A 12540-nucleotide genomic window follows, 5' to 3' on the forward strand; every position below is an offset into this window, starting at 1 on the left:
GTTGGAGCGCTGTTGATGATCAAGTCTCGTGCCGCCGTTGCCTTTGAGGCCAAGAAGCCGCTGGAAGTCGTCGAAGTGGATGTGGCCATGCCCAAGGCGGGTGAGGTGCTGGTCCGAATCGTCGCTTCTGGCGTTTGCCACACCGATGCCTACACGCTGTCGGGCGCCGACGCCGAAGGGATTTTCCCGTCGATCCTCGGTCACGAAGGCGGCGGCGTGGTTGAAGCCATCGGTGAGGGTGTGACTTCGGTCGCGGTGGGTGATCACGTGATTCCGCTGTACACCGCTGAATGTCGCAAGTGCAAATTCTGCCTGTCGGGCAAGACCAACCTGTGCCAGGCCGTGCGTGCCACTCAGGGCAAGGGCGTGATGCCCGACGGCACCTCGCGCTTTTCCTACCAAGGCAAGCCGATTTTCCACTACATGGGCACCTCGACCTTCTCCGAGTACACCGTGTTGCCAGAAGTGTCGGTGGCCAAGATCCAGAAGGAAGCGCCACTAGAAAAAGTCTGCCTGCTCGGTTGCGGCGTGACTACCGGCATCGGCGCGGTGATCAACACCGCCAAGGTCAAGCCCGGTGACACCGTGGCGATCTTCGGGCTGGGCGGCATTGGCTTGTCGGCGGTCATCGGCGCGGTCAAGGCCAAGGCCAGCCGTATCATCGCCATCGACATCAATCCGGCCAAGTTCGAGATCGCACGTCAGCTGGGCGCCACCGACTGCATCAACCCCAAGGAATATGACCGTCCGATCCAGGAAGTCATCGTCGATCTCACCGACGGTGGCGTGGACTTCTCCTTCGAGTGCATCGGCAACGTGCAATTGATGCGCGCTGCACTGGAGAGCTGCCACAAGGGCTGGGGCGAGTCGGTGATCATCGGTGTCGCCGGTGCTGGCCAAGAGATCGCTACCCGTCCGTTTCAGCTGGTGACCGGTCGCGTCTGGCGTGGTTCGGCGTTTGGTGGCGTGCGCGGCCGCACCGAGCTGCCGAGCTATGTCGACATGGCGCAGAAGGGCGAGATTCCGCTGGATACCTTCATCACCCACACGATGGGCCTGGAAGATATCAACAAGGCGTTCGACCTGATGCACGAAGGCAAAAGCATTCGCAGCGTCATCCACTTTTAAGGGAGACATGCCATGAGCCTGGAGAACGTTTCGTGCCAGAAGAGCTTCGGCGGCTGGCACAAGCGCTACAAGCATCGCAGCGAGGTGCTGGGTTGCGACATGACCTTCGCCGTGTACCTGCCACCGCAAGCGGAGGCGGGTGGCAACTTGCCGGTACTCTATTGGCTGTCGGGACTGACCTGCACCGACGAGAACTTCATGCAAAAGGCGGGCGCGCACAAGCTCGCCGCCGAACTGGGGTTGATCATCGTCGCGCCGGACACGAGCCCGCGCGGCCCGGACGTGGCGGATGATCCGGACGGCGCCTGGGACTTCGGGCTGGGTGCCGGCTTCTACCTCAACGCCACGCAGCAGCCGTGGGCGCGGCATTACCGCATGCACGATTATGTGGTGCAGGAGTTGCCCGCCTTGGTGGAGGCGCATTTCCCGGCCAGCGAGCGGCGCAGTATCAGCGGTCACTCCATGGGCGGTCATGGCGCGCTGGTGTGCGCTTTGCGCAATCCTGGGCGCTACCGTTCGGTGTCGGCGTTTTCGCCGATCAGCAATCCGATGGATTGCCCGTGGGGGCAGAAGGCGTTTTCGCGCTACCTGGGCGAGGAGCGTTCGAAGTGGCGTGAGTGGGATGCGTCGGTGCTGTTGACCGAGGCCCGCGAGCGTCTGCCGACCTTGGTCGATCAGGGCGATCGGGATGACTTTCTCGAGAATCAGCTCAAGCCCGAAGCTCTGGTGCAAGCGGCCAAAGCGGCGGATTACCCGCTGATGTTGCGGTTGCAGCCGGGCTATGACCATAGCTATTACTTCATCGCCAGCTTCATCGACGATCACCTGCGCCACCACGCGGCGGCGCTGGCCTGAAGCTTGTGGGAGCGGGCTCTGCCTGCAAATGGGTCGACGCGATTGCGCGTTGTACGCTTCGCAGGTAGCGCCCGTGCCCACATTGGATGGCGTGCTACTAGAGGGCGCCAAGGTCGGCCAAAGCAGGTAGAATCACGCCCTGACTCAATCGGGGCGTTTTCTTTTATGCGTATTGGCCACGGCTATGATGTGCACCGTTTCGCGGATGGCGATTTCATTACTCTCGGGGGCGTGCGCATCCCGCACCGCTTCGGGCTGCTCGCGCACTCCGACGGCGACGTGCTGCTGCATGCCTTGAGCGATGCGTTGCTCGGTGCTGCAGCTTTGGGCGATATTGGCAAGCATTTTCCGGACACCGACCCGCAATTCAAGGGCGCCGACAGTCGCGTGCTGTTGCGTCACGTGGTCGCGATCGTTCAGGCCAAGGGTTGGGTGGTTGGTAACGTCGATGCCACCATCGTTGCCCAGGCCCCGAAAATGGCCCCGCACATCGAGACCATGCGCGCCCAGATCGCCGCCGATCTGAGCATCGAGCTCGATCAAGTCAACGTCAAGGCCACGACCGAAGAAAAACTCGGCTTCACCGGCCGCGAAGAGGGCATTGCCGTTCACGCCGTTGCCCTGTTGCTGCGCCCATGACCGAACTCGAACTGCTCGGGCCGCGTGCATTCGCAGCGGCGCTGGGCAGCGCTGTGCTCAAGGCCAGCGCTGAAGATTTTCAGGTCGACGAAGTCCTCGATATCCCGCTCAGTGGCGATGGCGAGCACCTGTGGCTTTGGGTCGAGAAGCGCAATCTCAATACCGAAGAGGCCGCTCGGCGGCTGGCCAAAGCGGCGGGCGTGCCCTTGCGCACGGTCAGTTATGCCGGGCTCAAGGATCGCATGGCCCTGACTCGCCAGTGGTTCAGCCTGCAACTGCCCGGCAAGGCCGATCCGGACCTGAGCAAGGCCGAAGACGATACTCTGAAGATTCTCCAGGCCACCCGTCACAAGCGCAAGTTGCAGCGCGGTGCTCACGCCGCCAACGGGTTTACCTTGCGCCTGACCAGTATGAACGCTGACCACGCCGCCCTTGATGCGCGTCTCGAACAGCTCAAGGTCCAGGGTGTGCCCAATTATTTCGGCACTCAGCGCTTTGGCCACGACGGCGGCAATGTATTCGATGCGCAGCAATGGGCGGCTCGCAAGGCCTTGCCGGAGCAGCGCAATGTGCGGTCGCGGCTGCTGTCCACGGCGCGCAGTTTTCTGTTCAATCAGATCCTCGCCGCCCGAGTCGCTGACGGTAGCTGGAACCAGGCGTTACTGGGCGATCTGCTGGCGTTCACCGACAGCCGCAGCTTTTTCCCGGCCACCGCCGCCGAGCTCGATGACCCGCGCCTGGCGATTCTCGATCTGCACCCCACCGGTGCGCTGTGGGGCGAGGGCGAGCTTGGCACGGATGGTCGGGCGCGTGAAATCGAACAAAATGTATCGGCTGCCTACGCCGATCTGGCCGATTGGCTGATCAAAGCGGGTTTGAGCCAAGAACGTCGCATCCTGCGACTGCCCATTGGGCGGTTGTCGTGGCATTATCCCGAGCCTGACATTCTGCAACTGGAATTCGTCCTTCCGGCCGGATGCTTCGCCACCGTAGTGGTGCGCGAACTCTTCGATCTGGTACCGGCAGGGCAGACGGACAGCTCATGCGTATTCTGATTTCAAACGACGACGGGGTCACCGCACCCGGTCTCGCCGCGCTTTACGGTGCCTTGGCGGATTATGCCGAGTGCTCGGTAATCGCCCCCGACCAGGACAAGAGCGGGTCCAGCAGTTCGCTGACGATCGATCGGCCGCTGCACCCGCACGTCCTCGATAACGGCTTTATCAGCCTCAACGGCACACCCACCGACTGTGTCCATCTGGGCCTCAACGGGTTACTGCCGTTCGAGCCGGAAATGGTAGTCGCGGGCATCAACCTAGGAGCCAATCTCGGGGATGACGTGTTGTATTCCGGGACGGTCGCAGCGGCCTTGGAAGGACGCTTCCTGAACCGCACCTCGATGGCGTTCTCGCTGCTGTCCCGCCAGCCTGACAACCTGGCGACGGCTGCCTGGGTCGCGCGCAAGCTGGTCGAGGCGCATACCTCGCTGGCGCTGCCGCCGCGCACGGTGCTCAACGTCAATATTCCCAATCTGCCGCTGGAGAACATCCGCGGCCTGCGCCTGACTCGCCTGGGGCACCGCTCGCGGGCCAAGCCGCCGACGCGGGTGGTCGATCCCCGAGGCAAGCCGGGCTACTGGATTGCCGCCGCCGGCGATGCGGAGGATGGCGGTCCGGGCACGGATTTCCATGCCGTGATGCAAGGCTATGTATCGGTTACGCCGCTGCAGCTCGACCGGACCTTCAACGATGCTTTCAATCATCTTGAAGGCTGGCTGGAGGGGTTAAGCTGATGCGTGAGCAGGATGATCTGATGCGCCGCGGGATCGGCATGACCTCCCAGCGTACGCGCGAACGCTTGATCCAGCGTCTGTATGAAGAGGGCGTGGCCAACACCAAAGTGCTCGACGTGATTCGTCGCACGCCACGCCATCTGTTCGTCGACGAGGCGCTGTCGCACCGCGCCTACGAGGACACCGCACTGCCCATCGGCCACAACCAGACCATCTCCCAGCCCTACATGGTGGCGCGCATGAGCGAGTTGCTGCTGGAGGACGGGCCGCTCGACAAGGTCATGGAGATCGGCACCGGTTCGGGCTACCAGACCGCCGTGCTGTCGCAGTTGGTGGAGCGGGTGTTTTCCGTGGAGCGCATCAAGGTTCTGCAGGACCGTGCCAAGGAGCGTCTGGTCGAGCTCAATCTGCGCAACGTGGTGTTTCGCTGGGGCGATGGCTGGGAAGGCTGGCCGGCGTTGGCGCCGTACAATGGCATCATCGTCACTGCCGTGGCTACTGACGTGCCCCAGGCTCTGCTCGATCAACTGGCGCCCGGTGGGCGGCTGGTGATTCCGGTGGGTTCCGGCGAGGTTCAGCAGTTGCTGCTAATCGTTCGCGAGGAGCACGGTTTTTCTCGACGAGTACTGGGTTCGGTGCGTTTCGTGCCGCTGCTCAATGGCCCGCTGGCCTGATTGAATACACCCCAGGTGGCATGGAATTCCATGCGCGCGCATGGGTCATAGAGCCGTGGTCGCGCATCCTCGATGTACTGATACACGCACGCAGGTCTTGGCCTGCTGCCTGCCTTGCGAGGGTACGCAAGGTATACTGCAAACTACACTTTCGTTCATGTGTCCGCGTGATCATGAACTATTCAGCAAACTTAGGGAGCGGCGGGTGGGTCTCACAGTCATTCAGCAGCGTATGGGTCTATCGAGCTTCAAGCTTCTGATGATTGGTCTTGCCTTAGCAGCCACCTTGTCGGGTTGCGCCAGTTCGTCCAGCAGTGGCGGTGTAAAGGTCGTCGATCGCGCCAAGGCGCCCCAGAATCCTACGGTCACTACCGGTCAATACGTGGTCAAGCGTGGCGACACGCTGTTTTCCATTGCCTTTCGCTATGGTTGGGACTTCAAGGCCCTGGCGGCGCGTAACAACATTCCTCAGCCTTATACCATTCATCCTGGGCAGGCAATCCGCTTCGATGGGCGTTCGAGTGCCGATGGCTCTGCACCAGTGGTCGTAGCGGGGTCTACGCCGGTAGTGGCTGGTTCGCCCCCAGTGGTGACCGGTTCCAACAGTCCGTCTTCTTCCTATCGTCGAACGGTCATCACGCGTCCCGTTGGCGCGCCAACGCCGGGTACAGTCACCGCTCCAGCCAACAGCGCGACAGTCGCACCGGTCACTCCGACGCAAACGCCCGTACCTGCCGGGCAACGCTCGCCGACGGGTTGGGCATGGCCTGCTAACGGTGTATTGATCGGTAAATTCGCTTCAAACAGCAGTTTGAATAAAGGCATTGATATCGCCGGAGAATTGGGACAGCCTGTTTTTGCTGCGTCTGATGGATCGGTTGTTTACGCCGGGAGTGGATTGCGGGGCTACGGCGAGTTGATCATCATCAAGCACAGCGAAACCTACGTCAGTGCCTACGGTCATAACCGCAGGCTGTTGGTTCGGGAGGGGCAGCAGGTCAAAGCCGGGCAGCAAATTGCCGAGATGGGTTCAACGGGTACCGACCGGGTCAAGCTTCATTTTGAGATTCGCAGTCAGGGCAAACCTGTAGATCCGGTGCAATTCCTGCCGCGTCGTTGATATTGTTGCCAGCCTGTTCCTTCATGTCGTAAATGGGGACAGGCTCACGCGCTGCCAAGGATAAGGGCGTCGCTGGAGCTTGAGGTCGAACTCAACAAGGGACTAAAAATATGGCTCTCAGCAAAGAAGCGCCGGAGTTTGACATTGACGATGAGGTGCTCCTGATGGAGACCGGTATCGTTCTGGATGCATCGGCCGATGACGAACCCGTCGTACCCGCTGCTCGCACCAAGGCCAAAGGCTCCACCTCCCTCAAGCAGCACAAATACATCGATTACACACGGGCATTGGATGCCACGCAGTTGTATCTCAACGAGATCGGTTTCTCACCTCTGTTGTCTCCCGAAGAAGAAGTCCACTACGCACGGCTGTCGCAAAAAGGCGATCCGGCCGGGCGTAAACGCATGATCGAGAGCAACCTGCGACTGGTGGTGAAAATCGCCCGACGCTACGTCAACCGCGGGCTGTCACTGCTGGACCTGATCGAGGAGGGCAACCTCGGCTTGATCCGCGCGGTAGAAAAATTCGATCCGGAACGCGGCTTCCGTTTCTCGACCTACGCTACCTGGTGGATTCGCCAGACTATCGAACGGGCGATCATGAATCAGACCCGCACGATTCGGCTGCCGATTCATGTGGTCAAGGAACTCAACGTCTACCTGCGTGCCGCCCGCGAGCTCACGCAAAAGCTCGACCACGAACCTTCCCCCGAAGAGATCGCCAATCTGCTGGAAAAACCCGTCGGCGAGGTCAAACGCATGCTCGGCCTCAACGAGCGCGTGTCTTCGGTGGACGTTTCGCTTGGACCGGATTCGGACAAGACCCTGCTCGACACCCTGACGGATGATCGCCCTACCGATCCCTGCGAACTGCTGCAGGACGACGATCTTTCCCAGAGCATCGATCAGTGGCTGTCGGAGCTGACCGACAAGCAGCGTGAAGTCGTAGTGCGTCGTTTCGGCTTGCGTGGCCATGAGAGCAGCACGCTGGAAGACGTCGGCCTCGAGATCGGCTTGACCCGTGAGCGAGTTCGTCAGATTCAGGTCGAGGGCCTCAAGCGCTTGCGCGAAATTCTCGAGAAGAATGGCCTGTCCAGCGAATCGCTGTTTCAGTAAACCTGGCAGTGCAGCAACAATGCCTCGCGGATGCGGGGCATTTTTTCGTCCAGCTTTTGAGGTTTTTAAGAGGTTTGCGGCAGGGCGTGTAAGCCATTGCTGACGGATGCGTAAGCGATCGTAACGGGAGCGCGTAGAGTAATGGCTCAAATCAGCGGAGGTATTTACTAACGTGTTGAAAAATATAGATTATTCGCTTTGAAATATAAGCTTAATGACTTTTTTTGAAAGATTTGCTGGCTTGTCATGGCCAGGGAGATCGCTAATATCAGCACTGTGTCTACGGACAGACACAGGCCCTCACGGATCGAGAGCCAGGACATCGCAAGACGCGATTCATCAGGACGATGACAGGGAATACAGGGAAATATGGAAAAAATGTGGGCGGGTCAAACCGCCCCTTTTTTTGCCTGCGATTTGATGATTTCTTTGATTGGTCAGGGGATTGGGGTGGTTCTGCTTTCGAGCCGGCCTTGGCGTCGCCGCCCCCGCCATTGGCCCCTCGCTGACGCGAGGGGTTCCCGCGTTCCGGTACGCTTGCGCAGAGCACGCCCCGATGGGCCGTCCATGGCCCAGCGGGGCTTAGCCGGCATCCTTGCCGGCTAGCCCTGCGCAAGCGTACCGGAACGCGGCCTGCTGGAAGGGGGCGGCGACGCCAAGGCCGATTCGAAAGCAGAACAGTGATATTTGTGTCGTCTGTTCAGCTTTAAGGGCGCTCCCCATTTCCGAATGGTCCTTTGCTGCGGGCCTGTGCGGCCGCCCCTCCAGCAGGCCGCGTGCGGGTGACGCAAGAGAGGGAGATCCCGGCAGGATGCCGGGTCAGGCGCGTTGGACCATGGATGGTCCATTGCGCCGTGCCCGCTCTTGCGGCACCTGCGCGCGGGTACCCTGAGCCTAGGCGAAGGGCCAATGGGCAGGGCGAGCCGCACAGGCCCGGAGCAAAGGACCACTCTCCAATCCACCAAAAGCCAACCTGCAGACGAAAAAAAGCCCCGCAATCCGGGGCCTCCGAGCGTCGCGCTAAACCTCAGCGTTCGAGTTCGGCGATCTTGCCCTTTTTGCCATCCCACTCTGCAGCGTCCGGCATTGATTCTTTCTTCTCGGTGATATTCGGCCAGATGTCTGCCAGTTCTCCGTTCAGGGCGATGAACTCCTGCATCTCGGCAGGCACTTCATCCTCCGAGAAAATCGCCACGGCCGGGCACTCAGGTTCGCACAGAGCACAGTCGATGCACTCGTCCGGGTGAATGACCAGGAAGTTCGGCCCTTCGTAAAAGCAGTCCACCGGACACACTTCTACGCAGTCGGTGTACTTGCACTTGATGCAGTTGTCGGTGACGACGAAGGTCATTTCAGGTTCTCTCCTCAGGCGGCTACAGCCAAACCCCCTGTATTCGGGGCCGCTGGGTCTGGGATAGGCAGCCTGCGAACCAGGCTAATAGTTCGTGGCATTCCCAAACCGCGCGGGATTCTATCAGCTTGTGACTGTCAGCGTTAGATCCGGTTCTTCAGTGTATAAAGCAATTCCATCGCTTGCCGTGGTGTGAGGCTGTCGATATCGGTGCGGGCGAGGTCGTCCAGGACCGGGTGCGGCAGGCTGGCGAACAGGTCGCTCTGGTGCGGCGCTGCGGGTTTACCGGGCTTGGCGAGTACGGGTTCATGGGGCAGGCTGTTGGTTTCGAGCCGACCAAGATGCTCCTTGGCGCGACGAATGACCGCTTCCGGCACACCGGCCAGCTGCGCCACCGCCAGGCCGTAACTCTGGCTGGCGGGGCCGGGCAGCACGTGGTGCAAAAAGACGATGCGCTCGTTGTGCTCGGTGGCATTGAGATGCACGTTGGCCACCAGCGGCTCGCTCTCAGGCAACACCGTGAGCTCGAAATAGTGAGTGGCGAACAGCGTATAGGCCCGCAGCTGCGCCAGGCGTTCGGCGGCGGCCCAGGCCAGCGACAGGCCGTCGAAGGTACTGGTGCCGCGGCCGACTTCATCCATCAGCACCAGACTGCGATCGCTGGCGTTGTGCAGGATGTTGGCGGTCTCGCTCATTTCCACCATGAAGGTCGAACGTCCGCCGGCGAGGTCGTCGCTCGAGCCGATACGGGTGAAGATGCGGTCCACCAGCGACAGTTCACAGCTGGCGGCTGGCACGAAGCTGCCGATGTGGGCCAACAACACGATCAGCGCGGTCTGGCGCATGTATGTCGATTTACCGCCCATGTTCGGGCCGGTAATCACCAGCATGCGCGTATCGTCGTCGAGGCGCAGGTCGTTGGCCACGAACGGCGTGGTCAGTACTTGCTCGACCACTGGATGACGACCCTGGCTGATACGCATGCAAGGCTCGTCGACGAAGCTGGGGCAGTTGAGGTCCAGGTTCAGGGAGCGCTCGGCGAGGTTGCTGAGCACGTCGAGTTCAGCCAGCGCGGCGGCGGTGTCCTGCAGCGGCGCCAGGTGGCCGATGAGCCGTTCCAGCAGCTCCTCGTAAAGCATTTTTTCGCGAGCCAGGGCGCGGCTCTTGGCCGACAGTGCCTTGTCTTCGAAGGCCTTGAGCTCGGGCGTGATGAAGCGCTCGGCGCCTTTGAGGGTCTGGCGGCGAATGTAATCCGCTGGTGCCGATTCGGCCTGTTTGCTCGGCAGCTCGATAAAGTAGCCGTGCACGCGGTTGTAGCCGACTTTGAGGTGCGACAGGCCGGTGCGGGCTTTTTCCCGCGCTTCGAGATCGATCAGGAACTGACCGGCGTTTTCGCTCAGCGACAGCAGCTCGTCGAGCTCGCTGTCGTAGCCGGCCTTGAGCACGCCGCCGTCGCGGATGATGGCGGGCGGGTTGTCGATGATGGCCTTGGCCAGCAGCTCGGAGAGTTCCGGGTAGGTGCCGGCGATGGTCGCCAGACGCGCCAGGTGCGGGGTCTCGAGATCAGCCATGGCGACCTGCAGGTCCGGCAGCGCGGCCAGTGCATCGCGCAGGCGAGCCAGGTCGCGAGGACGGGCGTTACGCAGGCCGATGCGAGCGAGGATACGCTCGATATCGCCGATGTCCTTGAGGCGTGGTTGCAGGCCCTCGAAGCGATAGCCGTCGAGCAGGCAGCGGATCGATGCCTGACGCGCCTGGAGAATCTTCAGATCGCGCAGCGGGCGATTCAGCCAGCGGGTCAACAAGCGGCTGCCCATGGCAGTTTGGCAGCGATCGATCACCGATTGCAGGGTGTTTTCGCGGCCGCCAGCCAGGTTGACGTCCAGCTCCAGATTGCGCCGGGTGGCGGCGTCCAGCACCACGGTGTCGTCCAGGCGTTCGTGCTTGAGGCTGCGCAGGTGCGGCAGGGCGGTGCGCTGGGTTTCCTTGGCGTAACCCAGCAGGCAGCCGGCGGCGCCGATGGCCAGGGTCAGCTTCTCGCAGCCGAAGCCCTTGAGGTCCTGGGTCGCGAACTGCTGGCACAGGCTCTTGTGGGCGCTGTCGCGTTCGAAATCCCACGGTGCGCGGCGACGTGCGCCACGGCGTTTTTCAGCCGGCAAGCCTTGGGGCCAGTCATCGGGTATCAGCAGCTCGACCGGATTGATGCGCTCAAGCTCGGCCAGCAGGTTTTCCCAGCCCTTGAATTCCTGCACCGTGAAGTTGCCGCTGGTGATGTCCAGTACCGCCAGGCCGAACAGACGCTCGTCGCCCAGCACCGCGGCGATCAGGTTGTCGCGGCGCTCGTCCAGCAGTGCTTCGTCGCTCACCGTACCCGGGGTAATGATGCGCACCACCTGCCGATCCACCGGTCCCTTGCTGGTCGCCGGATCGCCCACCTGCTCGCAGATGACTACCGACTCGCCGAGCTTGACCAGCTTGCCCAGATAGCCCTCGGCGGCATGGTAAGGAATCCCGCACATCGGAATCGATTGCCCGGCCGACTGCCCGCGCGCGGTGAGGGTAATGTCGAGCAGCTTGGCGGCCTTCTTCGCGTCTTCGTAGAAAATCTCGTAGAAGTCGCCCATGCGATAGAACATCAGCTGGTCCGGGTGCTGGTTTTTCAGCTTCCAGTACTGCTGCATCATGGGTGTGTGTGCGGATAGGTCACTCATTGCGGGAATCGGGCTCTCGGCGTGGGTGGGTCAAGGGTTGGCGGGGAATGGTACAGGGATTGGGTGGAGATGCCGAGGGGGAGGGGAATCGAGGCAGCGGATGATCGGTAGTGGCACATAAGAAATATCTGATTTTTCTCATTGGGGATTATTTCCCTGGTAGATGCTGGGTGGCGCAATTTTGATAATGGCGACGTAGACGGTTTGTATTCGTATCAATCGGGTTAATTGAATGCTGCGTTCATGGCTGCGTATGCGCTGCTTTCGAAGGCTTTTTGTTTAAAAACAATTGTACTTTCGATCGTGAAGTTGACTGACATATCCATTGGAAGCACTGCGGCTGATCCCGGCGTTATAGACGCTAGCGGTGGAGGTGACGGGGGTGGAGTTGCAAATCCAGTCGAAAACGCAAGCGCCTCCGCGAGCGGTACCGCCATTGCAAATGGGGATGGCGGCGGTGGGCCTGGAGGTGACCTTGCGGGCGCGCCTGGCACGACCCCGGTTGGGGCCGGTACGGCTGGCGACAAGCGATTCTGATCTTTCTTTTCCCTTGTGATCGGGTTGGGGTACCGTAGCGATTCTCTCAATCGCTACGGTATCTGGCCCATGGACCCTATCACCCAGCTAGCCGCCACCCTCGGTGAATCCTTGCGCGTCCTTGCCGCCCAAACCACCACCGCTGAATCTTGCACCGGTGGCGGCATCGCCGAAGCCATCACGCGCATCCCCGGCTCCTCGGCCTGGTTCGAAGCCGGTTACGTCACCTATTCCAATACCCAGAAAACCGCACAACTCGGTGTCAGCGCCGAACTGTTCGGCCGCGTGGGCGCCGTCAGCCGCGAGGTGGTCGAGGCGATGGTACGAGGCGCCTGTGATCGCAGCGGTGCGCGTTTCGGCGTAGCGGTCAGTGGCGTCGCCGGGCCGGACGGCGGCTCGGCGGACAAGCCGGTAGGCACCGTCTGGCTCGCCTGGGCGGATGGCGAGCAGCTGTTTGCCGAGCGCCGACAATTCCCTGGTGACCGCGATGAGGTCCGCCGACAGACGGTAAAGGCCGCGCTGACTGGGCTGACACAGCTTGCATCAGGAGAAAGTCCCCTGGAGGGGTAGGCGCGCGATCAATCGTGTGGAATAATACTGGCTACTTATACAGTTATT

General features: G+C 61.3%; 11 protein-coding genes. 9 read left to right on the forward strand and 2 right to left on the reverse strand.

Translation table 11 applies throughout. The features are described 5' to 3' along the window. Positions 1-15: 15 nt before the first annotated feature. The 8 genes from LIX93_RS15610 to rpoS all read left to right on the forward strand — a co-directional run bounded on the left by LIX93_RS15610 (position 16) and on the right by rpoS (position 7323). Entirely contained in the window at positions 16-1128 is a 1113-nt protein-coding gene (locus LIX93_RS15610) for an S-(hydroxymethyl)glutathione dehydrogenase/class III alcohol dehydrogenase (protein WP_226504966.1), read from the forward strand. Positions 1129-1140: 12 nt separating this feature from the next. Beyond that, the gene (gene fghA / locus LIX93_RS15615) at positions 1141-1983 is read left to right on the forward strand and encodes an S-formylglutathione hydrolase (protein ID WP_226504967.1); all 843 of its coding nucleotides are present in this window, start codon (positions 1141-1143) and stop codon (positions 1981-1983) included. 165 nt (positions 1984-2148) lie between these two features. Continuing rightward, a complete protein-coding gene (ispF, locus tag LIX93_RS15620; protein WP_226504968.1) occupies positions 2149-2622 on the forward strand; it encodes a 2-C-methyl-D-erythritol 2,4-cyclodiphosphate synthase in 474 nt (157 codons plus the stop codon). Next, the gene (truD, locus tag LIX93_RS15625) at positions 2619-3677 is read left to right on the forward strand and encodes a tRNA pseudouridine(13) synthase TruD (RefSeq protein WP_226504969.1); all 1059 of its coding nucleotides are present in this window, start codon (positions 2619-2621) and stop codon (positions 3675-3677) included. Before ispF ends, truD begins: the two co-directional genes overlap by 4 nt. Continuing rightward, entirely contained in the window at positions 3665-4414 is a 750-nt protein-coding gene (gene surE / locus LIX93_RS15630) for a 5'/3'-nucleotidase SurE (RefSeq protein ID WP_226504970.1), read from the forward strand. The genes truD and surE overlap by 13 nt, the downstream gene beginning before the upstream one ends. A 38-nt stretch (positions 4415-4452) precedes the next feature. After that, positions 4453-5088 carry a protein-L-isoaspartate(D-aspartate) O-methyltransferase gene (locus LIX93_RS15635; RefSeq protein WP_226505320.1) on the forward strand — a complete coding sequence of 212 codons (636 nt, stop codon included), beginning with the start codon at positions 4453-4455 and terminating at the stop codon, positions 5086-5088. A gap of 205 nt (positions 5089-5293) precedes the next feature. Further along, the gene (locus tag LIX93_RS15640) at positions 5294-6208 is read left to right on the forward strand and encodes a peptidoglycan DD-metalloendopeptidase family protein (protein WP_226504971.1); all 915 of its coding nucleotides are present in this window, start codon (positions 5294-5296) and stop codon (positions 6206-6208) included. A gap of 110 nt (positions 6209-6318) precedes the next feature. Beyond that, on the forward strand, positions 6319-7323 hold the full coding sequence (gene rpoS / locus LIX93_RS15645; protein ID WP_226504972.1) for an RNA polymerase sigma factor RpoS: 1005 nt from the start codon (positions 6319-6321) through the stop codon (positions 7321-7323). Positions 7324-8350: 1027 nt separating this feature from the next. Here rpoS and fdxA read toward each other — a convergent pair. Together fdxA and mutS are read right to left on the reverse strand one after the other, a co-directional pair. Then, a complete protein-coding gene (fdxA, locus tag LIX93_RS15650; protein WP_226504973.1) occupies positions 8351-8674 on the reverse strand; it encodes a ferredoxin FdxA in 324 nt (107 codons plus the stop codon). Positions 8675-8817: 143 nt separating this feature from the next. Continuing rightward, entirely contained in the window at positions 8818-11385 is a 2568-nt protein-coding gene (gene mutS / locus LIX93_RS15655) for a DNA mismatch repair protein MutS (RefSeq protein WP_226504974.1), read from the reverse strand. A 597-nt stretch (positions 11386-11982) separates the two neighbouring features. Here mutS and LIX93_RS15660 point away from each other — a divergent pair. Further along, the gene (locus LIX93_RS15660) at positions 11983-12492 is read left to right on the forward strand and encodes a CinA family protein (protein WP_226505321.1); all 510 of its coding nucleotides are present in this window, start codon (positions 11983-11985) and stop codon (positions 12490-12492) included. Positions 12493-12540: the final 48 nt, after the last annotated feature.

The organism is Pseudomonas sp. MWU16-30317, assembly GCF_020515695.1.
Lineage (GTDB): Bacteria > Pseudomonadota > Gammaproteobacteria > Pseudomonadales > Pseudomonadaceae > Aquipseudomonas.